This window comes from Streptomyces virginiae (genome assembly GCF_041432505.1).
Taxonomy (GTDB): Bacteria; Actinomycetota; Actinomycetes; order Streptomycetales; family Streptomycetaceae; genus Streptomyces; species Streptomyces virginiae_A.
The window spans coordinates 5,573,554-5,597,482 of sequence record NZ_CP107871.1 but is presented as its reverse complement, the minus strand read 5'-3'; the positions used below and the strand labels follow the sequence as shown (position 1 = coordinate 5,597,482).

Sequence of the window (23,929 nt, the reverse complement as noted above, 5' to 3'; positions counted from 1 at the left end):
CGAAAGGCGGGTCAGCCGACCTTGATCTGGTCGTACACGGGGACGCTGAACTGGTTGAGCGCCACGTCCGTGAGCCGCTCGGCGTAGCCGGCGCTGCCGTTCTGGTACCAGAGCGGGATGGCCGGCATCTGCGCGGCGAGGATCTTCTCGGAGTCCTGGAACTTCGCGACGGCCTTGGCCTGGTCGCTCTCCTGGTTGGCCTCGTCGACGAGCTTGTCGAAGTCCGCGTTGCTGAACTTCCCGTAGTTGGAGGAGGCCCCGGTGTAGTAGAGGGGCTGGAGGAAGTTCTGGATCAGGGGGTAGTCGGCCTGCCAGCCGGAGCGGAAGGGGCCGGTCAGCTTGAAGCCGCTCTGCTGGTTGCGGAAGTCCGCGAAGGTGCCGATCGGGTTGACCGTGCAGACCGGGCCCTCGCCCAGCGCGTTGTTGATGCTGTTGCAGACGGCGTCCATCCAGTCGCGGTGCGAGCCGGTGTCCACGTTGGAGGTCAGCGTGACCTTGCCGCCGGGGAGCCCGCCGGCGTCCGTGATGAGCTTCTTGGCCGCGGCCGGGTCGTAGACGCAGGCGTCGCCGCAGACCGTGGAGGAGAAGCCGCCCTTCTCGCCGAGGGCCGGGGAGGTCCAGTCCTTGGCCGGGGTGCGGGTCTCGCGGAAGATCTGCTTGGTGATCTCGTCGCGGTTGATGGCCCGGGAGATGCCGATCCGGACGTTCTCCATCCCCTCCTTGCTCCACTGCGGGTCGTACAGCGGGAAGGTGAGGGTCTGGATGATGAGGGCGGGCTGGTTGATGTACCGGTCGCCCAGGTCGTTCTTGACGTTCTTCAGCTGCTGCGCCGGGATGTCGTCGACGAGGTCGAGGTTGCCGGAGATCAGGTCGGTGTAGGCGGTGTTGTTGTCGGTGTAGACCTTCAGGTCCACGCCGCCGTTCTGCGCCTTGTCCGGGCCGGGGTAGGTGTCCCACTTGCGCAGCTTCATGCCCGTGCCCTTGGTGTACGAGTCCACCGTGTACGGGCCGTTGCCGATCGGCTTGTCCAGCCAGGCGGCGTGGTCGGTGAAGAAGGCCTTGGGCAGGGGGGAGAAGGCCTGGTAGCCGAGGGTCTCGGGCCAGGTGGAGAACTTGTTCTTCAGGGCGACGGTGAAGGTCTTGTCGTCCTTGACGACCAGTCCGGACATCGTCTTGGCCTTGGGCTCGCCGGAGGTCGGGTGGACGTCCGTGTACCCGACGATGTCGGAGAAGAACGGCGAGTTGTTCTGCTTGTTGCGCACGTCGGCGCCGTAGTTCCAGGCGTCGACGAAGGACTGCGAGGTGACCGGCTCGTCGTTGCTGAACTTCCAGCCGTCCTTCAGCGTGATGGTGAAGTTCTGACTGTCCGTCGTCTCGATCTTCTCGGCGACCATGTCGAGGGCCTCGCCCGTCTTCGGGTCGTAGCGCTTGAGACCCCGGAAGAGCATGTCGAGAACCTTGCCGCCCTGCACCTCGTTGGTGTTGGCCGGCTCCAGCGGGTTCTGCGGGTCGCCCCACGAGGAGCTGATGATGCCCGCCTCGCCGCCTCCGCCACTGTCGCTACCGCCGCCGCAGGCCGTCGCCGCGAGGGCGACGGCCACCGCACATGCGGCCCACTTGGCGTGGGTGGCTCCGCGCATGGAGTGCCTCCTAGGGATCCCAAGACTCGCTTAGGGGCCAATGTCACCCTATGTGGGGTCCTGAACACTCCTGGTTGGACCGATTGCACCCGCGCGTCTCGCCCCTGTCACCCCTGGGGGTGCAAGGAAAGCTCCCATGAGTCGACCGCGTAGTGCAGGCCCATACCGTGCGCCTCGTACAGCGCGAGCGCGCCGGTCTCGTTGTGGGTGTCCACACCGAGGCCTACGGAGTCCCGGCCGCGCTCCGCGTAAACGGCGAAGCAGTGGCGCAGCAGGAAACCGCCGATCCCTCGGCCGCGTACCTCCTCGGTCACGCCGATGTGGCTGACCCAGGCCATGCTCGTGCGGTCGTCCCGGGTGAGCAGCACGGCCGCGTCGCCGTGGCCGGGCAGGCTCGCGATCCACACCAGGGACCAGTCGATCTTGCGGCCGTCCATGTGGTCGAGCCAGGTCTCGTACGGGCGGTCCACATGGCCGAAGTGCGCGGCGAAGGTGCGCTCGATCAGCGCGTGGGCGCGGTGGCGGTCGGTCTCGTCGTCGGCGCAGTGCCGCAGGGTGAGTCCGGCCGGTGGGGTGGGCGCCGGGTCGGCGGCCGGGGACAGGGACCGGGTCATCACCTGGTAGCGGCGGATGGTGCGGTAGCCGCGCCCGGAGAGGAGGGAGAGGTCGAGGGTGGGCTTCACGTTGAGCTGGAGCCGCAGTACGCCCCGACCGCCGGTCAGCTCCCGGGCCCGGGCCTCCATGTGCTCCAGCAGCAGGAGGGCGGCAGCCCGACGGCCGGGCAGCACGTAGTGGTCCGCGTCGACGCGGCCCGGGCCGGAGTCCGCCCACACGAGGGCGTAGGCGACGAGGCTCCCGTCCTCGAAGGCGAGCCAGGAGTCGGTGGCCAGGTCCACGTCGGGGGCGTTGAGGTCCGACTCGACGGTGCCCAGGTCGGTCTCCGGGCGGCCGATCTCGATCACGTCGACGGCATTGAGCAGGGCGCAGATGTCGGAGGCGTCCCCGGGCCCGGCGGGCCGTACGGTGAGGGTCATTCCGTCACTGTCCGGGGCGGGCTCCCGGGGACGCAACCCGTTTCGCCGGCCCGCCCCTGACGTGGAAACGGCCGGCCCCCGGCGCCGTGAGGCGCCGGGGGCCGGCCGTTTCGGACGAACGCGTCGGTCAGACGGCCAGGATGGCCTTCTCCTCGGCGAAGTGGCACGCGGACTCGTGCGCGGCCAGGGTGGTGACACCCTTGAAGCGCTCCGGGATCGCCAGCAGCGGCTCCTCGGTGGAGCACTTGTCCTGGGCCTTCCAGCAGCGGGTGCGGAAGCGGCAGCCCGACGGCGGATTGGCCGGGGACGGGACGTCACCGGTGAGGATGATCCGCTCGCGGCCCTCGCGCGCGTCCGGGTCCGGGACCGGGACGGCGGACAGCAGCGCCTGGGTGTACGGGTGGGTCGGGTGCTCGTAGATCTCGGCGTCCGTGCCGATCTCCGCCATCTTGCCCAGGTACATGACGCCCACGCGGTCCGAGATGTGCCGGACGATCGAGAGGTCGTGCGCGATGAAGAGGTAGGAGAGGTTGAACTCGTCCTGCAGCTTCTCCATCAGGTTGATGACCTGGGCCTGCACCGACACGTCGAGCGCGGAGACCGGCTCGTCGCAGATGATGATCTCCGGCTGCAGGGCGAGGCCGCGGGCGATGCCGATGCGCTGGCGCTGGCCGCCGGAGAACTGGTGCGGGTACCGGTTGATGTACTCCGGGTTCAGACCGACGACGTCCAGGAGCTCCTGGACCTTCTGCCGGCGGTTGCCCTTGGGAGCCACCTCGGGGTGGATCTCGTAGGGCTCCCCGATGATGTCGCCGACCGTCATACGCGGGTTCAGCGACGTGTACGGGTCCTGGAAGACCATCTGGATGTTGCGGCGCACGGCCTTCAGGGCGCGACCGGACAGCTTGCTGATGTCCTGGCCCTTGTAGAAGATCTCGCCCGCGGTCGCCCGCTCCAGGTTCATCAGGAGCTTGGCGACCGTGGACTTGCCACAGCCGGACTCGCCGACGATACCGAGGGTCTCGCCCTGGTAGAGGTCGAAGGAGATCCCGTCGACGGCCTTGACCGCGCCGACCTGCTTCTTGAACAGGATGCCCTGGGTCAGCGGGAAGTGCTTGACCAGGTTACGGACCTGGAGGATCGGCTCGCGCTCGGTGGTGTTCTTGGTGAGCTCAGCCATGGATCTGGTCCTTCCAGAAGTGGCACGCGCTGCCGCGGCCGGGCAGTTCGGTGCCGTCCTGCTCGGTGACCGGGTGCAGCACCGGGATCTCGGTGCGGCAGATGTCCTGCGCCTTGGGGCAACGGGGGCTGAAGGCGCAACCCGTCGGAATGCGGAGCAGGTTGGGCGGCAGACCCTTGATCGCGTAGAGCTCCTGGCCCTTCTGGTCCAGGCGCGGGATCGAGTCGAGCAGGCCACGGGTGTACGGGTGGGACGGGCGCTTGTAGATCTCGTGGACCGGAGCGGTCTCGACGATCCGGCCCGCGTACATGACCGCGATCTTGTCCGCGACGTCGGCGACGACGCCGAGGTCGTGGGTGATCAGGATCAGGCCCATGTTCATCTCGCGCTGGAGCTCCGCGAGCAGGTCCATGACCTGGGCCTGGACGGTCACGTCGAGAGCCGTGGTCGGCTCGTCGGCGATGATCAGGTCCGGCTCCAGGGCCAGCGCCATGGCGATCATGATGCGCTGGCGCATACCGCCGGAGAACTGGTGCGGGTAGTCACCCACGCGCGCCTTGGCGGCGGGGATCTTCACGCGGTCCATGAGCTCGATGGCCTTGAGCTTCGCGTCCTTCTTGGACGCGCCCCGGTGGACCCGGAACATCTCGCCGAGCTGGTCGCCCACCGAGTAGACCGGGTTCAGGGAGGACAGCGCGTCCTGGAAGATCATCGCCATCTTGTTGCCACGGAGCTTGCGGCGCTCCTCGTCGGACATCTTGAGGATGTCCTTGCCGTGGAAGCGCACCTCGCCGCCGGACACGCGTCCGGGCGGGCTGTCGAGGATGCCCATGATCGCCTGAGCGGTGACGGACTTGCCGGAGCCGGACTCGCCGAGCACGGCGAGGGTCTCGCCGGCGCTGACGCTGTAGCTCACGCCGTTGACGGCCTTGGCGACCCCGTCACGGGTCTTGAACTCGACCTGGAGGTTGTCGACCTCCAGCAGCGGCACGGCGGATCCGCCGCCCGTCTCCGCAACGCTGAGAATCTCCGACGTGGTCACGCCGCCACCTTCGTCCTGCTTGCTGATGTTGTCTCGGGGCATCGGGCGGCCCTACCGGAGCTTCGGGTCGAGCGCGTCACGCAGGCCGTCGCCGACGAAGGCGAAGCCGAGCACGGTGATGACGACGAACAGGCTGGGGAAGTACCACAGGTAGTCGTTGACACCGATGAAGCCCTGACCGGCCGCCAGCATGTTGCCCCACTCGGGGACGTCGACGGGGACGCCGGCGCCGAGGAAGGACAGCGCCGCCACACCGACGATGGTGGTACCGACGTTGAACGTCGCGTAGACCAGCACGGCGGTCAGCGAGTTGGGCAGGATGTGCGTGCGCACGATGCGCCAGCCGCTCGCGCCCAGTGCCTTGGCCGCGTGGACGTAGTCCATCTCGCGCACCGACAGGATCGAGCTGCGCAGGAGCCTGGACACGGTCGCCCACGAGAAGATCGCGAGCGAGATGATCACCGGGGTGATGCCGCGGCCGGTGACCAGGATGATGACGACGGCACCGATCATCAGCGGGAACGCGAGGAACACGTCCGCGACGCGCATGACCAGCGTGTCGGCGAAGCCGGAGAAGTAACCGGCGATGGCGCCGAGGGCGACACCGATCAGTACCGCGAAGAAGATCGAGGCGAGGCCGACGAACATGGCCACGCGGGTACCGGCTATGAGGCGCGAGAACATGTCGCGGCCCAGGGCGTCGGTGCCCATCCAGTGGGTGCCGTTGGGCGACGCGAGGGTGTTCTCGAGGTCCTGCGCAGCGGGGTCGTACGGCGCGAGCATGTCACCGAAGATCGCCGTCAGGAACAGCAGCGTGATGATCACGAGGCCGACGACGGCCAGCTTGTTCTGGACGTAGCGGTGACGGATCTCGCCCCACTGGCTCAGTTGCTTGGGTCGGGGTTCGGCCGGGGCCGAAGCGGACGACACGGGGTTCTCGTCCCCGATCGCCGGGCTCGTTGCGAGCTCAGACATGAGGAAATCCTCCTAGGGGGCGGTCAGCTGAGGCGGATACGCGGGTCGAGGGCCGCGTACAGCAGGTCCACGATGAGGCTGAGGACGACGAAGATGGCGACGCTGTAGGTCACGACGCCGATCACGATCGGGTTGTTCTGCTGCTGAATCGCCTGAACCAGTGCCAGACCGACACCGTCCCAGTTGAAGATCGCCTCGGTGATGAGCGCGCCACCGAGGAGTCCGCCGAACGAGATACCCAGGTAGGTGACCACGGGGATGGACGAGTTGCGGAGCACGTGCTTGAAGAGCACGCGCCGGCGCGGAAGTCCCTTGGCCACGGCCGTCTTCACGTAGTCCGCGCGGAGCACCTCGAGCATCGTGCCGCGGGTGAGGCGGGCGACGAACGCGATGTCGGTGATCGCGAGGGTGATCGCGGGAAGAACCATGCCTTCGAGCTTGTCGCCGCCGAGCTGCGGGAACCACTGGAGTTCCACGGCGAAGTACTTCATGAGCAGCATGCCGATCACGAACGTCGGGAATCCGACGGCCATGGTCGTAAAAAATGTCGTGGCCATGTCCAAGATGCTGTATCTGTAGAGGGCGGCGATGATGCCGACACCCATACCGAACACCGTGACGAGAACGATGGCCAGAAGGGCCAGCTTCGCGGTGTTCTGCAGCTTGGGACCGAGGATTTCGGAGACCTCGCGGCGCTGGACGAAGTCCTCTCCGAGGTCTCCGGTCGCGACCTTGGCCACGTAGTTCACATACTGCTCGGGCAGCGACTTGTCGAGCCCGTAACGCGCCTTGAGCTCCGCGACCACTGCTGGGTCACGTGCCTTGTCGCTGCCCGCGATCGAACCCACGGGATCACCGGGGAGAACGAACAGACACGCGAACAGAACCATGGTCGCGCCGATGAGGACTATGACCATCTGCCCGAGGCGACGGGCGACGTACCTTCCCATGTTTGTGCCTCTCTACCTGGCCGCTTCTGGGAGCAGCGGCCTCCGACCCAAGGAACGGGTCGGCTCTCGGCCAGCGGGGATTGCCCGCGGATGTGAGGGGTGCCGAAGTAAAAACGGCCTGCCGAGCGGGGCCGCGGCCCACCGGTCACCCGGGGGCCGCGGCACGTTCGCTCCTGACGGATATACCGTCCGAACCGATTACTTCTTGAGCGAGATCTTCTCGAGGATCGGGTCCTCGTTGAAGTTGATGTCGTCCAGACCGTTGAACTTGTCGGTCGCCATCAGGCGGAACTGGGAACGGTTGAAGGTCGGGATGAGGGCCATGTCGTCCATGGCCATCTTCTCGGCCTGCTTGTACATCGCCAGACGCGCGGCCTCGTCCTTGGTGCCACGGGCCGTGTCGATCAGCTTGTCGAACTCCGGGTTGTTGTAACGGACGCGGTTGTCACCGGTCACGTTGCCCTCGGCGTCCTTGTTCATCGAGGCCGAGTGCAGCAGCGGGAACAGGAAGTTCTCCGGGGTCGGGTAGTCCGCGCCCCACGCGAAGCGGTAGATGCCGGTGGCGCCGGAACCCTGCTGCTCCTTGAGCATGCCCGGGAAGTCCTTGCCGTCGAGCTTGACCTTGACGCCGAGGACGTCCTCGAGCTGCTTCGCGATGGCCTGGACCCACTCTTCGTGGCCCGCACCGGTGTTGAAGCTGAACTTGATCTCGGTACCCGGCTTCAGGCCGCCCTTCTCGGCGTACTCCTTGGCCTTGGCGACGTCCTGCTTGACGCAGGAGACGCACAGGTCCTTCTGGTACGCCTTCGGGAACGCCGGCGGCACGATGGTCGTCGACGGGGTCTGGTAGCCCTGGAAGACACCCTTGGCGATGGCCTGACGGTCGATCGCGTAGGAGATCGCCAGACGGGCGTCCTTGTTGTTGGTCGGGCCGTTGTCACCGATCGGCAGAACGAAGTTCATGCCGTTGGTGTCCTTGGCGAACCACTTGTTCTGCGGCTTGAACTTCGCCTCGGCCGTCTTCAGCATCGGCGTCGGGATGTGCGCGTAGTCGAAGGTGCCGGCCTGGAAGCCGTCGTACTCGAGCTGCTGCGCGGTCTTGTCGTTGAGGAGGGTGACCTGGACCTTCTCCAGGGACGCCTTCTGCAGACCGTAGCCGTCGTTACGGACGAGGTTGATCGCCTTGTTGTGCTCCCACGTGCCGTCCATCTTGAACGGACCGTTACCGACGGGGGCCTCGCCGAACGCCTTGTCCTCTTCGCCGACCTTGGCGACCTTGGGGACCGGGCTGTAGGCGTTGTGCGCCGTCTTCAGGACGAACTCGCAGTCCGCCTTGGACAGGTCGACCTTGATGGTGGTCGGGTCCGGCGTGGTGACACCGCTGAAGGTCTTGGCGGAGCCGTCCTGCAGCTGCTCGTAACCCTTGATGCCGGCGAAGTGGTACGCCACGTCCGACGCGGCGGCCTTGTGCGCGGCACGGGCCCAACCACGGGCGAACGACTCGGCGTCGACGACCTCACCGTTGGAGAACTTGGTGTCGGGCTTGATCTTGAAGGTCCAGGACGTGCAGCCCTCGTCCGACGTCGCCGACTCGGCGAGCGCGGGCTCGGCCAGGCCGTCCGGCGTGTTCCCGTACAGGCCGGTGAACAGGGCGTTGGCCAGCAGGACACCGGTGGACTCGTGGGCACGCCCCGGGTCGATGGTGTCGGGCTCGGTGCTACCGAGCCGGAACACACCGCCGTTGGCGCTGCCCTTGTCCTTGCTGTCACCGTCACCGCCGCCACAGGCGGTAGCGGCCAGGGCGACGACAACCGCGCCCACGACCCACTTGGCGCTCTTGGCACCGCGCATGGGTTTCCTCCTCATGAGTCCACTGATCGACTTGAGGGGCAAAAAAACCTCGCCGACACCCCTGACGGCGAGCAATTTTCCTGCCCATAGTGTGCTCGTGAGTCGGCGCGATCCCCACATCGCGTGACCCATTGACCCGAGCTCAATGGAGCCATCCTCAGGGACTGCCAGGCCGTAAACCACACTTAAGTGGTCTCGTTTTCACAACATCGATCCGCGTCAGAAACCCGAAATCCGGACAAACGGATAGGAGACAGACACGTGCGAAACGGACGGTTAGCTCATCTTCCGGAGTGTCACGGTCGGTATGCGGACACCTGAACGCAAAAATCCGCTTGACAGAAGCGAACAGCCCCTCCCCTCACGGACTCCGTGAGGGGAGGGGCTGCTGCACTACCAGGGCCCTGCGGCCGGCTTCGCCGACCGTTGCCGCCGCCCGAGCAAATCCGGGCGAACAGCCGTACGGCTGTTGTTACTTGGCGGACTTGGCGCGCGACGCGGTGCGCGAGCGGTCCTTCTGGTCCAGGACGACCTTGCGGATGCGGACGGCCTCCGGGGTCACCTCGACGCACTCGTCGTCGCGGCAGAACTCCAGGGACTGCTCCAGGGAGAGCTTGCGGGGCGGCACCACGTTCTCGGTGTTGTCCGCGGAAGCCGCACGCATGTTGGTGAGCTTCTTCTCCTTGGTGATGTTCACGTCCATGTCGTCGGAGCGCGAGTTCTCGCCGACGATCATGCCCTCGTACACCTCGGTGCCGGGGTCGGTGAACAGGACGCCGCGCTCCTGCAGGTTGATCATCGCGAACGGCGTCACGGAGCCGGCGCGGTCGGCGACCAGGGAGCCGTTGTTACGGGTCACCAGCTGGCCGAACCACGGCTCGTGGCCCTCGTGGATCGAGTGGGCGATGCCCGTGCCGCGCGTACCGGTCAGGAACTCGGTACGGAAGCCGATGAGACCGCGCGACGGGACGACGAACTCCATGCGGACCCAACCGGAGCCGTGGTTCGACATGTTGTCCATGCGGCCCTTGCGGACACCCATGAGCTGCGTGACCGCACCCATGTGCTCCTCGGGGACGTCGATCGTCATGCGCTCGACCGGCTCGTGCACCTTGCCGTCGATCTCCTGCGTGACCACCTGCGGCTTGCCGATGGTCAGCTCGAAGCCCTCGCGGCGCATCTGCTCGACCAGGATGGCGAGCGCGAGCTCACCACGGCCCTGGACCTCCCAGGCGTCCGGGCGCTCGGTCTCCAGCACGCGGAGCGAGACGTTACCGATCAGCTCGCGGTCCAGGCGGTCCTTCACCTGGCGCGCGGTGACCTTGCGGTCCTTGACGGCGGACTTGGCGTCCGCGCCCTTGCCGCTGCCGCCACGGCCGACCATCGGGGAGGTGTTCGTACCGATGGTCATGGAGATCGCCGGCTCGTCGACCGAGATCAGCGGAAGCGCGATCGGGTTCTCCGGGTCGGCCAGGGTCTCACCGATCATGATGTCGGGGATACCGGCGACCGCGCAGATGTCACCGGGGCCCGCCACCTCGGCCGGCTTGCGGGTGAGCGCCTCGGTCATCATCAGCTCGGTGATGCGGACGTTCGACTGGGTGCCGTCACGCTTGATCCAGGTGACGGTCTGGCCCTTGCGCAGCTCGCCCTGCTCGACGCGCAGGAGCGCGATACGGCCGAGGAAGTTGTCGGCGTCCAGGTTGGTGACGTGGGCCTGGAGGGGGGCCTCCTCGTCGTACACCGGGGCGGGGACGTGCTCCAGGATGGTGGAGAAGAACGGCTCCAGGCTGTCGCTGTCCGCGGGGACGGTGCCGTCCTCGGGCTTGGTCAGCGAGGCCACGCCGTCACGGCCGCAGGCGTAGACGATCGGGAACTCGATCTGGTCCTCGTCCGCGTCCAGGTCCAGGAAGAGGTCGTACGTCTCGTTGACGACGGCGTCGATCCGGGAGTCCGGGCGGTCGGTCTTGTTGATGCAGAGGATGACCGGCATCTTCGCCTGCAGGGCCTTGCGCAGGACGAAGCGGGTCTGGGGCAGCGGACCCTCGGAGGCGTCCACCAGCAGAACGACGGCGTCCACCATCGACAGACCGCGCTCGACCTCACCACCGAAGTCGGCGTGGCCGGGGGTGTCGATGATGTTGATCGTGATCGGGGCCCCGCCGTCCTTGGGGTGATACTTCACCGCCGTGTTCTTGGCGAGGATCGTGATGCCCTTCTCACGCTCCAGGTCGTTCGAGTCCATCATGCGGTCGTCGAGGTGCTGGTGGGCGGCGAAGGCACCGGCCTGCTTGAGCATGGCATCGACGATGGTCGTCTTGCCATGGTCGACGTGGGCGACGATGGCGACGTTACGGATGTCGTGGCGCGTGGGCACTTCGGCGCTTCTCCCGGGATCGTGGATGGCGTCGCGTACGGTCCGGCACGCGCGCCTCGGCCGGGCGAAAACCTGCCACGGCCTTACCCCATGGTACGTCGAGTGGCGGGAACCGCCTGCCGGGGGGTCTGTCAAGAGGCCGGATGCATGAGTGCGGCCGAGGGTTTCGTGGGGTGCCCCGACCACCGTTCCGGCCGGTATTCACGCGGGTCAACGGGTATGCACGACCTTGCCCGCCGGGGGATCCGGCGGGCAAGGGACTTGAGTCACATCTGAGCTTGTGACCCTGCGGTCAACCGGACAGGCACCCCTTTGTCATCACTTCTTCTCCCCCGCTACTTCTTCTTGTCCTTGGCGGTGGGTGCCTTCTTCCAGCCGATGTCCTGGTAGCGGGGGGCGCCGAGGCCGAAGGCGCCCGCGTTGGCCAGGCTCGGCTTGACCGCCACCAGCTCGGGGCGCTGGAAGAGGGGGATGGACCCGGCCGCGGCCCAGATCCTGGCGTCGGCCTTGCGCATGAGCTCGCGGGACTGCTCCTCGTCCAGCTCGGCGACCGCCTGGTCGAAGAGCTGGTCGATGTGGTCGGTGCCCACCCGTGTGTAGTTCTGTTCGACGAGGAGCGAGCCGTCCGCGGCCGGCTCCGGCTTGGCGAAGATGGGTCGGGCGTCGGTGGCCGGGTAGGCCGTCGCGGGCCAGGAGTACAGGGCCAGGTCGTACTGCCCGGAGGCGATGTGGTCCTTGAAGAAGCTGTCGTCGGCCACCTTGATCGTCTCGGTGTTCACGCCGACCTTGCGGAGCATCCCGGCGATCCGCTCGCCGACCGTGCGCAGGGACTCCGAGCCGGGGCCCGCCGGGAGGACGAAGCGCAGCGAGAGCGCCTTGCCGTCCTTGGCGAGCATGCCGCCGGAGGTGCGGACGGGCTGCTTGGCCGGTGCCGGGGCCGGGGAGGCCTTGGCGGGGTCGGCCTCGTCGCGGGCCGGGACGCCCTTGGCGTCGTCGGTGCTCTCCGCCCGGGCGGCCCGGGCGACCTGGGCCGCCTGCGCGAGCAGGGACGCCTCCTGCTGGGCGCCGAAGGGGGCGGGGGCGAGCACCGGGGACGGCCCGTCCTGGGTGCCCTCCGGGGCGGTGTCGCTGCCGGCCCGATCCTCGGTCGCCGAGCGCGGGTCGCCGTTGGCCCCGTCGTCCTGGCCCACGATGTAGAGCCCGTCGTTGCCGGTGCCCGGGCCCGAGGGGGTCTTCGAGTCGTCCTGCTGCTCGCTCTCCGGGCCGGCCTTGGCGCCCGCCGGCTCGGTGATCTTGCCGCCCTTGCGCCAGCCCGCGTCCGCGAGCAGGGCCTGGGCCGCCTGGGTGTCCTGGCCGCCGAGCGCGTCGCTGTTGTCGGCGTACGCCCGCTGCCCGGACAGGGCGAGGTGGCTGCCGACCGGCTTCGCGGGCAGGCCGAGCGGCTTCAGGACGACCTCGGCCAGCGCCCGGCGGTCCAGGGCCCGGGCCACCGCCCGGCGCACCCGCTCGTCCGCCAGCGGGCCGGAGGCCCCGTTCATGGCGAGCTGGGTGTAGGCCGGCTCCAGGGACTTGCGCACGGTGAAGGCCTTCAGGGCCGTCTGCTCCTCGGCGTACCGCTTGACCGAGTCGAGGTGCTTCTGGCGGCTCTCCGTCTCCGCCGCGGCCTTCTCCTCGTCCGCCCCGAAGGCGGTCGCCCACGACAGGGTGGCGTCCGCCGGGGTCAGCGCGGCTCCGGGGCCGTGGGCCGGCGCGCCGCCGGCGCCCGGGCCGTTCTTGCCGGCCGCGTCGCGGCGGGCCAGTGCGATCCGGTCGGCCCCGGCCCGGTCGATCTCCGCCAGATCGAGCCGGCCGGCGGCCAGCGCCGCCGGGCGCTCGGCCCGCGGCACCGCCGTCAGGACCAGCGTGTCCAGCTTGGCCGGGCGGCCCCACCAGCGCGCGTTGCGGGTCAGGGCGGCGGTACCGGTCTTCTTGTCGATCGCGCCCAGCCCGAAGGGCCCGGCGGTGATCTTCAGTGCGCCGCGGGCGCCCTCGTTGAAGGCGTCCGGGGTGCCGGTGACCTGCTTGGGGTAGAGCGGGGTGAAGAGCGAGCGCCAGTCGGCGTACGGCTTGTTGAAGGTGACCCTGACCTCCAGGTCGGTCTTGCCCTTCTCGATCTTCTCGATGCGGTCGTAGCCGGCGTTGCGCGCCGTCCAGTACGCGGAGTCCTTGCCGTTCAGGGCCCGCCACTGCGCCACGAAGTCGGCGGCGCCGATCTCGCGCCCGTCGCTCCACACCGCCTTCTGGTTCAGCTTGTACTGGACGACCTGCTTCGGCTCCCGCTCGATGACCTCGGCCTTCTCCAGGTAGTCCGGGTTGACCACCGGCCGGCCCTTGGCGTCCAGCACGAAGAGCTGGGGCAGCACGGCGCCGGCGATCCTGTTGGTGGTGGCGTCCGCGTCGGCCTGGAAGGTGTTGAGGGTGTCCGGGAGGGCGTCCACCGCCCAGCGCAGCACACCCCCGTCCGCGATCTTGTCGCGGGTGGTCGTCGCGATGTCCTGTCCTGCGGCGGCCTGACCGCCCTCGTCGTCACCCGCGCCGCAGCCCGTGAGCAGCGGCAGTGCGAGGACTCCCGAGGTCAGGAGCGCCAAGGACCTGCGCCTTCTCTGGGACATGGGTGGTACCTCCGGGGCGGGGCGTGGGGGAAGCATGATCACGTTCGGCGGTATATGGAGCTGATCACACCGGTTGCCGGAACCCACTGAAATAGACGCTCCGCCGCACCCCTCGCACCCGCCTCTCGCCACGCCGCGAACCCCACCCGTGCGGACCAATCCCGCTTGCGCGGCGAGAGGCGTTCCCCCGGGAGAGGGATGAGAATGGGGGTCAGGGAGGGGCGCACGATTCACGCCTGCGCGCCCGCAATCGCTGCACGTCCCTTCACACGGGGGACGGGAAGCGCGACACTCGCAGGCGCACATGAGCGTTGCCACCGCACCTGGCGGAAGTGAGGGCAAATCATGTCCCTGCAAGATGATCTGAGTGCCGTACGGCGCAACCTGGACGAGCTGACGCGCAAGGTCGAGCGGCTGGAACAGCAGGCCGCGCGGCAGAAGCCGTCGACGACGGCGGCCGGTCCGGACCCGTCCCGGATGGTGACGGTCCCGGACACCCCCTACGACAGCTCCCTGTGGACGGACTCCGACGACGAGGGCCTGGGCGCCCGCGACCGCCGCGCCCCCTGAGGCAGCCCGTCACGGACCCGCATCCACCCACGCCCCGTCCGGCCCGGCCGTCCACGGTCGGGCCGGACGGGGCACCCCTCATCACTCCACCCGGAGTCTTCTTTGGCCACAGGCACGGAACGACCCCAGCAGCGGCCCGGCGGCGTCCACGACGCCTCACGGGCCGCGATCGCGGCCCGGCACCTGCGGACCGACCGGTGGTGGCTGGCCCCCGCCGGCACCGCGGCCGGGCTGTTCGCCTTCATCGTCTACTCGACCTGGCGGGCCTTCGCGAACGCCGACTACTACGCGGCCCCGTACGTCTCCCCCTTCTACTCCCCGTGTCTCGCGGAGAACTGCGTCCCGATGAAGGGCGGACCCAACTGGGAGATCTTCGGCAGTTGGTGGGGCCTCTCCCCCGCCCTGCTGATCCTGATCTTCCCGCTCGGCTTCCGGCTGACCTGCTACTACTACCGCAAGGCCTACTACCGGGGGTTCTGGGCCTCACCGCCCGCCTGCGCCGTCGCCGAACCGCACACGAGGTACACCGGCGAGACCCGTTTCCCGCTGATCCTGCAGAACGCGCACCGGTACTTCTTCTACGCGGCGGTCCCGGTCGCGGGCATCCTCACCTACGACACGGTGCTGACCTTCCGCGACGAGGACTACGCCTGGGGCCACATGGGCCTCGGAACCCTGCTGTTCCTGGTCAACATCACCCTGATCTGGGCCTACACCCTGTCCTGCCACTCCTGTCGGCACATCATGGGCGGCCGGCTCAAGCACTTCTCCAAGCACCCGGTGCGCTACCGGCTCTGGGGTTGGGTCAGCCGGCTCAACGCCCGCCACATGCAGCTGGCGTGGGCCTCCCTGATCAGCGTGGCCCTGTGCGACTTCTACGTGTACCTGCTGGCGAGCGGCGCCTTCACCGATCCGAGGTTCTTCTGACATGGCTCAAGTGGAACGGCAGCAGTGGGACGTGGTCGTGGTCGGCGCGGGCGGCGCCGGACTGCGCGCCGCGATCGAGGCCCGCGAGCGCGGCGCCCGTACGGCCGTGATCTGCAAGTCCCTGTTCGGCAAGGCCCATACGGTGATGGCGGAGGGCGGGATCGCCGCCTCCATGGGCAACGTCAACGAGGGCGACAACTGGCAGGTGCACTTCCGCGACACCATGCGCGGGGGCAAGTTCCTCAACCAGTGGCGGATGGCGGAGCTCCACGCGAAGGAGGCCCCGGACCGGGTCTGGGAGCTGGAGACCTGGGGCGCGCTCTTCGACCGCACGCCCGACGGGAAGATCTCCCAGCGCAACTTCGGCGGGCACGAGTATCCGCGCCTCGCGCACGTCGGCGACCGCACCGGCCTGGAGCTGATCCGCACCCTCCAGCAGAAGATCGTCCAGCTCCAGCAGGAGGACTTCAAGGAGTACGGGGACCACGAGGCCCGGCTCAAGGTCTTCCAGGAGTGCACGGTCACCCGGGTGTTGAAGGACCGCGGCGGTCCGACGGACGGAGCGAGGGTCTCGGGGACCTTCTGCTACGAGCGCGAGACCGGCCGCTTCTTCGTGCTGGAGGCCCCGGCGGTCGTCCTCGCCACGGGCGGGATCGGCAAGTCCTTCAAGACCACCTCCAACTCCTGGGAGTACACGGGCGACGGCCACGCGCTGGCCCTGCTCGCGGGCGCGCCCCTGCTCAACATGGAGTTCGTGCAGTTCCACCCGACCGGCATGGTCTGGCCGCCGTCGGTCAAGGGCATCCTCGTCACCGAGTCCGTACGGGGTGACGGCGGGGTGCTGCGCAACTCCGAGGGCAAGCGGTTCATGTTCGACTACGTCCCCGACGTCTTCAAGGAGAAGTACGCCGAGTCGGAGGCGGAGGGCGACCGCTGGTACGAGGACCCGGACAACAACCGGCGACCGCCCGAGCTGCTGCCGCGCGACGAGGTGGCGCGGGCGATCAACTCCGAGGTGAAGGCGGGCCGCGGCTCACCGCACGGCGGGGTCTTCCTCGACGTGTCCACCCGGATGCCGGCCGAGCGGATCAAGCGGCGGCTCCCGTCGATGTACCACCAGTTCAAGGAGCTGGCGGACGTGGACATCACGGCGGAGCCGATGGAGGTGGGCCCGACCTGCCACTACGTGATGGGCGGGATCGCGGTCGACTCGGAGTCCGCCGCCACCGTCGGGGTGCCGGGGCTGTTCGCGGCCGGGGAGGTCGCGGGCGGGATGCACGGCTCGAACCGGCTCGGCGGGAACTCGCTCTCGGACCTGCTGGTCTTCGGGCGGCGGGCGGGACTGCACGCGGCCGGGTACGCCACGTCGGCGCCGCGCCCGAGCGTCGCCCAGGCGGAGATCGACGCGGCGGCGACGGAGGCGCTGGCCCCCTTCCATGCCGCCGAGGGCGCGGAGAACCCGTACACGCTCCACCAGGAGCTGCAGACGACCATGAACGACCTGGTCGGGATCATCCGGCGCGAGGGCGAGATGGCCGAGGCCCTGGAGAAGCTCGCGACCCTGCGCGTACGGGCCTCCCGGGCCGGCGTGGAGGGGCACCGGCAGTTCAACCCGGGCTGGCACCTCGCGCTGGACCTGCGGAACATGCTGCTGGTCAGCGAGTGCGTGGCCCGAGCGGCCCTGGAGCGCACCGAGAGCCGGGGCGGGCACACCCGCGAGGACTGCCCGTCGATGGAGCGCGCCTGGCGCCCGGTGAACCTGCTGTGCCGGCCGGTGGACCCGGCGCCGACGGACCCGGCGGGCGATCGGATCGCCCTGGTCCGCACCCGCACGGAGCCGATCCGCCCCGACCTGCTCGCGCTCTTCGAGAAGGAAGAGCTGGCCAAGTACCTCGCCGAAGAGGAGCTGTACGGATGAGCACGTACGACGCGAGCTTCCGGATCTGGCGGGGCGACGCGGAGGGCGGGGAACTACGGGACTTCACCGTCGAGGTGCACGACGGGGAGGTGGTCCTGGACATCGTCCACCGGCTCCAGGCCACCCAGGCCTCGGACCTGGCGGTGCGCTGGAACTGCAAGGCCGGCAAGTGCGGCTCGTGCAGTGCGGAGGTCAACGGCCGGCCGCGGCTGATGTGCATGACGCGCATGTCGACCTTCGAGCGGTCCGAGACGATCACGGTCACCCCGCTGCGCGCCTTTCCGGTCGTCCGCGACCTGGTGACGGACGTGTCCTTCAACTACGCCAAGGCGCGGGAGGTGCCGGCCTTCGTTCCGCCGGAGGGGGTGGCCCCGGGCGAGTACCGGATGCAGCAGATCGACGTGGAGCGCTCGCAGGAGTTCCGCAAGTGCATCGAGTGCTTCCTGTGCCAGGACACCTGCCATGTGGTGCGCGACCACGAGGAGAACAAGGGTGCCTTCGCCGGTCCGCGGTTCCTGATGCGGGTGGCGGAACTGGACATGCACCCGCTGGACGCGGCGGCGGAGGCGGGCCTGGACCGCAAGCGCACCGCGCAGGAGGAGCACGGGCTCGGCTACTGCAACATCACCAAGTGCTGTACGGAGGTCTGCCCGGAGGGCATCAAGATCACCGACAACGCGCTGATCCCGCTGAAGGAGCGGGCGGTGGACCGCAAGTACGACCCCCTGGTCTGGCTGGGGAACAAGATCGGACGCCGGTCGACCGACTCCCGCTAGGTCGCCCCTTTCGGATCGCGCCGTCCTGCCGTCCGCGCCCCCCGGCGATCGTGTCGCCGGGGGCCGCGGGTGGCCGGGCCGGCGGGGTCAGCGTCCGGAGTGGTCGATGACGTTGCCGTTGGAGCAGTTGTTCGCGTGGTCTCCCACCCAGTCGCCGAGGACCGGGACCACGGCCACCTCCTGGAGGCAGACGGCGGCCGCCGTGAAGTTCCAGTTGTTGGCCGCGTTCACCCCGCCACCGAAATTGCTGTCGTTGTCGGCGTGGGCGGGCGTGGCGAGGGCGAGCGCGGCCACGGTGAGCGCGGCGGCGGAAACGATCTTCTTCATGGGCTGCCAACGAGCCGTCGGCGGGCCGGTCACGGACGATGACTCCGAATGCGGGGCCGCGAAAGCCCCCATACCCTCCCAATTGTGATTCCGCCGAGAAGCAGGCCGCGCCGCAGGATGTCCGTACGGGCCGGGCTCGCCCTGGCGGCCGGGCTGCTCGCGGTCGGCGGCTGGGGCGCGGCCGGGGCGGCGCCCGCGTGGGCCGAGGATCCCGTCACCCTGTCCCAGCAGGGGCAGATCACCGACCGCGTGGGAGCGCTGGGCGACCGGCAGGGGTCCGTCACCGCGGCGCTCGACAAGCTGTACGCCGACCGGAGGATCCAGCTCTTCGTCGCCTACGTACGGGACTTCTCCGGGCGCTCCCCCCAGAGCTGGGCCGATGCCACCGCCCAGCGCAACGGCCTCGGCCAGAACGACGTCCTGCTGGCCGTGGCGACCGGGGCCCGCCAGTACGCCTATTCGGCCGATGTCGACTCCGGTTTCACCGAACAGCAGCTGGCCGACGTCGCGCGGACCGCCATCGAGCCCGCCCTGAGGCAGAACGACTGGGCGGGCGCCGCCATCGGCGCGGCCAACGGCTACAACGCCGTCCTCGGCGGTCAGCCGATCCCCGCGCCCACCATCACCCCCGGACCGGCGCATCCCGGCGGCAAGGCGGACGGCGAGAGCGGGGCCGGGGACTTCGTGCTCCCGGTGGTCGCCGTCGGCGCCGCCGGGGCGCTCGCGGCGTACACGTACACCCGCCGCAAGCGCAAGGACGCCGCCGGTGGCGGGCGCGGTACGACGACCGGACCGGGCTGGCCCGAAGGGGCGCCGGACCGGCTCCCGCTCCCGGAGCTGGACTCCAGGGCCAAGGCCCTGCTGGTGGAGACCGACGACGCGGTCCGCACGAGCACCGAGGAACTCGGTTTCGCCTCGGCCCAGTTCGGCGAGGAGGCGGCCCGCCCCTTCGTCGTGGCCGTGGAGTACGCCAAGAACGAGCTGACGCACGCCTTCCGGCTGCGTCAGCAGCTCGACGACGCCTACCCGGAGGACGACGCGACCCGGCGTCGGATGCTCGACGAGATCGTCGCCCGGTGCACCGAGGCGAACCGGCGGCTGGACGCCGAGTCGGCGGACTTCGACCGGCTGCGGGACCTGGAGAAGAACGCCCCGCAGGCGTTGGCGAGCGTGGAGCAGGAGTATCTGGAGCTGACGGGGCGCGCGAGCACCGCCGAGGCGACCCTGACCGCGCTGACCCGGCGGTACGCGGACTCGGCGTCCGCGCCCGTCGCCTCCAACGCCGAACATGCCAAGGACCGGCTGCTGTTCGCGGCGACCCACCTGGGCCTGGCCCACGCGGCCCTCGACGCGGGCGAGAAGGGCCCGGGTGCCGTGCACGTACGCGCCGCCGAGGGCGCGGTGGACCAGGCGGCGACCCTGGTGGACGCGGTCGAGCGACGGGCGCAGGAGCTGGCGGAGGCGGCCGGGAAGCTGCCGGGCGCGCTGACCGAGACGGACACCGACCTCGCGGACGCACGCGGGCTGCTCACCGGAACGGCGGAGGGCACCTCGACGGCGGACCTGCGCGGACGGATCGGCCGGGCCGAGGCCGTACTGGCCGACGTACGGCGGGAGGAGGCGGCCGGCCGGTACGACCCGATCGACGCCCTGCGCCGGATCGAGGAGGCCGACGCGGCCCTCGACGAGGCCCTGGCCGGGGCGCGGGAGCGGGAGTCGGGACGGCAGCGGGCGGTGGCCCTGCTCGACCAGGCCATGCTCGCGGCGCGCAGCGCGATCGGCGCGGCGACGGACTACATCACGACCACCCGGGGTGCGGTGGGCAGCCAGGCCCGGACCCGGCTGGCGGAGGCGGGCCGGCACCTGGAACGGGCGGTGTCCCTGACCGAGGCCGACCCGGCGGGAGCGCTCGCGGAGGCCCAGCGCGCGGACGCGCTGGCGCGGGAGGCACAGCAGCTGGCGGAGCAGGACGTCCGCGCGTACCAGGACCCGTACGCGGGCCGGCGGCACGGCGGCGGCCAGGGCGGTGCCGTACTGGGCGGAATCATCCTCGGCGAGATCCTGCGGGGCGGCCGGGGCGGTGGGGGCTTCGGCGGCGGCTTCGGGGGCGGGGGCGGCGGCGGGGGTTTCGGCGGCGGGGGCGGTAGCGGTCCCGGCTCCTTCGGGGGCGGCGGAACCCGCGGCCGCATGGGCGGCGGCGGCCGCTTCTGAAGTGCACACACATCGGCCCTGACCAGGAGAGACCCACCATGAGCAAGCAGACCGTCCTCGGCCGCGTCACCCAGCTCGCCAAGGCCAACATCAACGCGCTGCTGGACCAGGCGGAGGACCCGCAGAAGATGCTGGACCAGCTGATCCGGGACTACACGAACAACATCTCGGAGGCGGAACAGGCGGTCGCGACGACGATCGGCAACCTGCGGATGCTGGAGGCGGACCACACGGAGGACGTGGACGCGGCCGCCGAGTGGGGTGGCAAGGCCCTGGCGGCGAGCAGGAAGGCGGACGAGCTGCGGGCGGCGGGCTCGGCGGCGGACGCCGACCGGTTCGACAACCTGGCGAAGGTGGCGCTGGGTCGGCAACTCCGATCGGAGAAGGAGGCGAAGACGGCGGAGCCGACGATCGCCGCCCAGACGGAGGTCGTCGACAAGCTCAAGTCGGGTCTGGACGCGATGCGGAACAAGCTGACGGAGCTGCAGGGCAAGCGCGACGAGCTGGTGGCCCGGGCCAAGACGGCCCAGGCCCAGAACACGATGTTGGACGCGGTGAAGAACATCGACGTCATGGACCCGACCAGCGACCTGGCCCGCTTCGAGGAGAAGGTGCGGCGGGAGGAGGCGATGGCGCTCGGCAAGCAGGAACTGGCGGCGTCCTCCCTGGACGCCCAGTTCGAGGCCCTGGACGACCTCGGCACGTCGTCGGAGATCGAGGCCCGCCTCGCCGCCCTCAAGTCCGGCAAGGCCGCCTAGGCTCCCGGGTCGCGAGGCCGCGCAGGCCGCCCTGCCCGACCGGGGAGGGGCCGACACGTGCTGTCGGCCCCCTCCCCGGCGGGCGGGAGGTGCTCAGCCGTACATGCTCAGGAGCTGCTCCGCCGAGAGTTCGGCGACGGCCTCCGACGCCGCTCCGGGCAGCGGGAGTTCGAACCAGACCGTCTTGCCGCGGTGGGTGCGGCGCGTGCCCCAGCCCGCCGACAGCAGGCCGACCAGTTGGAGGCCGCGGCCGCCCTCGTCGGTGTCGCGGGCGCGGCGGCGGCGGGGCTGGACCAGGTTGGCGTCCCAGACCTCGCAGACCAGCGTGCGGTCCAGCAGCAGCCGCAGCCGGATCTCGCCCTCCCCGTACCGCAGGGCGTTGGTGACCAGCTCACTGACCAGGAGTTCGGTCGTGTCGAGCAGGCCCTCCAGGCCCCAGGCCGGGAGCTTGGCCCGGGCCAGTTCCCGGGCGCGGCCCACCGAGCGTGCCTCGCGCGGCAGTTGCCAGTCGCCGACCGCGTCCACCGGCAGGCCCTGCACCCGGGCCATGAGCAGGGCGATGTCGTCCTCGCCGTGCCGGGTGTCGAGGGTGTTCAGCACGTGGTCGCAGACGTCCTCCAGCGGCCGGACCGGATCCGCGAGAGCCGCGCGCAGTCCGCGCAGCCCCTCCTCCAGCGGATGGTCGCGGGATTCCACGAGCCCGTCCGTGTAGAGGGCCAGCAGGGCCCCCTCCGGCAGGTCGACCTCGACCTCCTCGAAGGGTTCGCCGCCCACGCCCAGCGGCATCCCGGGCGGTACCTCCAGGAGCAGTGCGGGCCGCGGGACGCCCGCCTCGTCCGGGGGTTCGACCAGCACGGGCGGCATGTGGCCCGCGTTGGCGATGGTGCAGCGCCGCGTCACCGGGTCGTAGACCGCGTAGACACAGGTGGCGAGGTACACCTCGGAGCGGTCCGCGTCCCGCGAGTGCAGGGCCGCCCGGGAGGCCTGCTGGGAGCCGCCGGGGGCGCCCAGGCCGCGGGCGATCTCGTCGAGCGCGGTCAGCACCTCCGCCGGTTCGAGGTCCAGCAGCGCGAGCGTGCGTACGGCGGTGCGCAGTTCGCCCATGGCGACGGCGGCCCGCAGGCCACGGCCCATGACGTCGCCGACGACCAGCGCGGTGCGGTGCCCGGGCAGCTCGATGACGTCGAACCAGTCGCCGCCGACCTCGGTCGCCGCGTTGCCGGGCAGGTACCGGCAGGCGATGTCGAGGCCGGCCGCCTCCGGGTCGCCGGGGGGCAGCAGACTGCGCTGCAGGATCAGCGCCCGCTCGTGCTCGCGGCGGTAGAGCCGTGCGTTGTCGATGCACACGGCGGCCCGTGCGGCCAGTTCCACGGCCACCGCCCGGTCCCGTTCGCCGAAGGGTTCGCTGCCCTTGGTACGGGAGAACTGGGCGAGTCCGACGACCGTGTCGTGGGCGACCATCGGCACGACCAGCGTGGACTGGACGAGGTCCTCCGGTCCGCCGCCCTCGATCAGCCGGGTCCGTGCCGTACGCAGGGCCAGCGCGCCCGGCGAGGCGGCCGGGTAGCGGTGGATGTCGCCCACGGAGACCGGCGCGCCGGCGCCCGTCAGCGGGGCGTCCGAGACGGCGGAGGCGAAGGCCACCCGGCGCAGGGCGGCCGAGGGCGTCCGGGCCGGGCCCTGGCCGGGCAGGCTGGGCACGCCCGGGCCCTGGGGTCGGGCGGGCCGGTCGTCGTCGCCGAGCAGGAGCCCCTGGTAGAGGTCGACGGCGGCCAGGTCGCAGAAGCCGGGGACGGTGACGTCGAGGAGTTCGCGGGCGGTGGTCTCCAGGTCGAGGGAGTTCCCGATGCGGTGCCCGGCCTCGTTGAGGAGGGCGAGGTTGCGCCGGACCCCGGCGGCCTCGCGGGCGGCGAGGTGGCGGCGGGTGACGTCGGTGCCGATGCCGGCGACGCCGATGGGGCGGCCGCTGCCGCCGTGGACGCGGTAGAGGTTGATGGACCAGTGGCGGTTCTCCCGGCTGCCGGGCGTGGCCCCGGTGATCCGCAGGTCGGTGACCGAGTCGCCGGTGTCCAGCACCCGGCGCAGGGCTTCGGACATCCGGTCGGCCTCGTGCGCGGGCAGGTAGTCGTGCACGGTGCGGCCGCGGTGCTCTTCGGCGGCGCCTCCGAAGACGGTGGCGAAGCGGCGGTTGGCCCGCTGCACGGTGAGGTCCGTGCCGAAGAGCAGGAAGCCGAAGGGAGATTGGCCGAATATCGCTTGTGAGGCCGCCAGGTCGGATTCGATCCGGCGCAGCGCGCGTACGTCGACGACGACACACAGCGCGGCCCGTTCGGCGGTCTCCGTCTGGGTGGGCATCACATAGATCTCGGCCACGCCGTGCGCGCCGTTCCCGCCCGGGATCCGGAAGGGGATCAGGCCGGTCCACTCCTTGCCGTCGAGGATCTCGGCGACCTTGCGGTGCGCGTCGGGACGCAGCTCGGGCGGCATGAAGGCGTCGACCGGGTCGCGTCCCACGGCCTGGGAGGCGCTCAGCCCGAACAGTTCCTCGGCGCGCAGGCTCCACTGGTCGATGAACCCGTCGGGTCCGATCGAGAAGGAGGCGACCTTTATGTAGTCATATATCGAGCCAGGCGGACTGCTGTGCCACAGGGCGTCGTGCCATGTCTCTCGCGGCACGTCGGTCTGATGTGCCTGCGCAGGTATCTCGCTCACGCGACCGTCCCCTCCAGCTCACCGCAACCG

Annotated in this window: 17 protein-coding genes; 6 read left to right on the top strand and 11 right to left on the bottom strand. The window is 69.9% G+C overall.

The window, feature by feature from the left end; genetic code table 11:
- Nucleotides 1-11 precede the first annotated feature (11 nt).
- From OG624_RS26215 to OG624_RS26175, 9 genes are all read right to left on the bottom strand, one after another.
- Nucleotides 12-1,640 carry a peptide ABC transporter substrate-binding protein gene (locus tag OG624_RS26215; protein WP_033218502.1) on the bottom strand — a complete coding sequence of 543 codons (1,629 nt, stop codon included), beginning with the start codon at nt 1,638-1,640 and terminating at the stop codon, nt 12-14.
- A 107-nt stretch (nt 1,641-1,747) separates the two neighbouring features.
- Nucleotides 1,748-2,674: a GNAT family N-acetyltransferase gene (locus OG624_RS26210; protein WP_371639908.1), complete on the bottom strand. Its 927-nt coding sequence runs from the start codon at nt 2,672-2,674 to the stop codon at nt 1,748-1,750.
- 127 nt (nt 2,675-2,801) lie between these two features.
- On the bottom strand, nt 2,802-3,854 hold the full coding sequence (locus OG624_RS26205; RefSeq protein WP_371588392.1) for an ABC transporter ATP-binding protein: 1,053 nt from the start codon (nt 3,852-3,854) through the stop codon (nt 2,802-2,804).
- Entirely contained in the window at nt 3,847-4,938 is a 1,092-nt protein-coding gene (locus tag OG624_RS26200; RefSeq protein ID WP_078909174.1) for an ABC transporter ATP-binding protein, read from the bottom strand. Before OG624_RS26200 ends, OG624_RS26205 begins: the two co-directional genes overlap by 8 nt.
- 9 nt (nt 4,939-4,947) lie before the next feature.
- On the bottom strand, nt 4,948-5,871 hold the full coding sequence (locus tag OG624_RS26195) for an ABC transporter permease (RefSeq protein ID WP_033218496.1): 924 nt from the start codon (nt 5,869-5,871) through the stop codon (nt 4,948-4,950).
- 23 nt (nt 5,872-5,894) lie between these two features.
- A complete protein-coding gene (locus OG624_RS26190) occupies nt 5,895-6,788 on the bottom strand; it encodes an ABC transporter permease (RefSeq protein WP_371639907.1) in 894 nt (297 codons plus the stop codon).
- A gap of 231 nt (nt 6,789-7,019) precedes the next feature.
- Nucleotides 7,020-8,672: a peptide ABC transporter substrate-binding protein gene (locus OG624_RS26185; RefSeq protein WP_244290740.1), complete on the bottom strand. Its 1,653-nt coding sequence runs from the start codon at nt 8,670-8,672 to the stop codon at nt 7,020-7,022.
- 472 nt (nt 8,673-9,144) lie between these two features.
- Nucleotides 9,145-11,049, bottom strand: a complete 1,905-nt coding sequence (typA, locus tag OG624_RS26180) for a translational GTPase TypA (RefSeq protein WP_033218492.1) — start codon at nt 11,047-11,049, stop codon at nt 9,145-9,147.
- A 335-nt stretch (nt 11,050-11,384) separates the two neighbouring features.
- Nucleotides 11,385-13,700, bottom strand: a complete 2,316-nt coding sequence (locus OG624_RS26175; protein ID WP_033218490.1) for an ABC transporter family substrate-binding protein — start codon at nt 13,698-13,700, stop codon at nt 11,385-11,387.
- Between the two features lie 345 nt (nt 13,701-14,045).
- Between OG624_RS26175 and OG624_RS26170 the strand changes: the two genes are divergently transcribed.
- From OG624_RS26170 to OG624_RS26155, 4 genes are all read left to right on the top strand, one after another.
- Nucleotides 14,046-14,270 (top strand): hypothetical protein, encoded by a 225-nt coding sequence (locus OG624_RS26170; RefSeq protein ID WP_030385851.1) that lies wholly within the window; start codon nt 14,046-14,048, stop codon nt 14,268-14,270.
- A 102-nt stretch (nt 14,271-14,372) separates the two neighbouring features.
- The gene (locus OG624_RS26165; RefSeq protein WP_033218488.1) at nt 14,373-15,197 is read left to right on the top strand and encodes a hypothetical protein; all 825 of its coding nucleotides are present in this window, start codon (nt 14,373-14,375) and stop codon (nt 15,195-15,197) included.
- A 1-nt stretch (nt 15,198) separates the two neighbouring features.
- The gene (locus tag OG624_RS26160) at nt 15,199-17,115 is read left to right on the top strand and encodes a fumarate reductase/succinate dehydrogenase flavoprotein subunit (RefSeq protein ID WP_033218486.1); all 1,917 of its coding nucleotides are present in this window, start codon (nt 15,199-15,201) and stop codon (nt 17,113-17,115) included.
- Nucleotides 17,112-17,891 (top strand): succinate dehydrogenase/fumarate reductase iron-sulfur subunit, encoded by a 780-nt coding sequence (locus OG624_RS26155; protein WP_033218485.1) that lies wholly within the window; start codon nt 17,112-17,114, stop codon nt 17,889-17,891. Before OG624_RS26160 ends, OG624_RS26155 begins: the two co-directional genes overlap by 4 nt.
- An 87-nt stretch (nt 17,892-17,978) precedes the next feature.
- On the opposite strand, the gene OG624_RS26150 is transcribed toward OG624_RS26155, so the two are convergent.
- Nucleotides 17,979-18,218, bottom strand: a complete 240-nt coding sequence (locus tag OG624_RS26150; RefSeq protein WP_033218483.1) for a hypothetical protein — start codon at nt 18,216-18,218, stop codon at nt 17,979-17,981.
- Between the two features lie 117 nt (nt 18,219-18,335).
- On the opposite strand from OG624_RS26150, the gene OG624_RS26145 reads away from it, so the two are divergent.
- The gene (locus OG624_RS26145; protein ID WP_033218478.1) at nt 18,336-20,429 is read left to right on the top strand and encodes a TPM domain-containing protein; all 2,094 of its coding nucleotides are present in this window, start codon (nt 18,336-18,338) and stop codon (nt 20,427-20,429) included.
- 38 nt (nt 20,430-20,467) lie between these two features.
- Nucleotides 20,468-21,187: a PspA/IM30 family protein gene (locus OG624_RS26140; RefSeq protein WP_033218477.1), complete on the top strand. Its 720-nt coding sequence runs from the start codon at nt 20,468-20,470 to the stop codon at nt 21,185-21,187.
- A gap of 93 nt (nt 21,188-21,280) precedes the next feature.
- Here OG624_RS26140 and OG624_RS26135 read toward each other — a convergent pair whose 3' ends face one another.
- On the bottom strand, nt 21,281-23,890 hold the full coding sequence (locus tag OG624_RS26135) for a SpoIIE family protein phosphatase (protein ID WP_208869330.1): 2,610 nt from the start codon (nt 23,888-23,890) through the stop codon (nt 21,281-21,283).
- Nucleotides 23,891-23,929: the final 39 nt, after the last annotated feature.

Excerpts from the sequence above, each read along its gene's own strand:
- OG624_RS26195 (WP_033218496.1), bottom strand. The coding sequence starts at position 5,871 with ATGTCTGAGCTCGCAACGAGCCCGGCGATCGGGGACGAGAACCCCGTG.
- OG624_RS26160 (WP_033218486.1), top strand. The coding sequence starts at position 15,199 with ATGGCTCAAGTGGAACGGCAGCAGTGGGACGTGGTCGTGGTCGGCGCG.
- OG624_RS26200 (WP_078909174.1), bottom strand. The coding sequence starts at position 4,938 with ATGCCCCGAGACAACATCAGCAAGCAGGACGAAGGTGGCGGCGTGACC.
- OG624_RS26210 (WP_371639908.1), bottom strand. The coding sequence starts at position 2,674 with ATGACCCTCACCGTACGGCCCGCCGGGCCCGGGGACGCCTCCGACATC.
- OG624_RS26175 (WP_033218490.1), bottom strand. The coding sequence starts at position 13,700 with ATGTCCCAGAGAAGGCGCAGGTCCTTGGCGCTCCTGACCTCGGGAGTC.
- OG624_RS26215 (WP_033218502.1), bottom strand. The coding sequence starts at position 1,640 with ATGCGCGGAGCCACCCACGCCAAGTGGGCCGCATGTGCGGTGGCCGTC.
- OG624_RS26145 (WP_033218478.1), top strand. The coding sequence starts at position 18,336 with ATGTCCGTACGGGCCGGGCTCGCCCTGGCGGCCGGGCTGCTCGCGGTC.
- OG624_RS26205 (WP_371588392.1), bottom strand. The coding sequence starts at position 3,854 with ATGGCTGAGCTCACCAAGAACACCACCGAGCGCGAGCCGATCCTCCAG.
- OG624_RS26190 (WP_371639907.1), bottom strand. The coding sequence starts at position 6,788 with ATGGTCATAGTCCTCATCGGCGCGACCATGGTTCTGTTCGCGTGTCTG.
- OG624_RS26150 (WP_033218483.1), bottom strand. The coding sequence starts at position 18,218 with ATGAAGAAGATCGTTTCCGCCGCCGCGCTCACCGTGGCCGCGCTCGCC.
- OG624_RS26155 (WP_033218485.1), top strand. The coding sequence starts at position 17,112 with ATGAGCACGTACGACGCGAGCTTCCGGATCTGGCGGGGCGACGCGGAG.
- OG624_RS26185 (WP_244290740.1), bottom strand. The coding sequence starts at position 8,672 with ATGCGCGGTGCCAAGAGCGCCAAGTGGGTCGTGGGCGCGGTTGTCGTC.
- OG624_RS26140 (WP_033218477.1), top strand. The coding sequence starts at position 20,468 with ATGAGCAAGCAGACCGTCCTCGGCCGCGTCACCCAGCTCGCCAAGGCC.
- OG624_RS26170 (WP_030385851.1), top strand. The coding sequence starts at position 14,046 with ATGTCCCTGCAAGATGATCTGAGTGCCGTACGGCGCAACCTGGACGAG.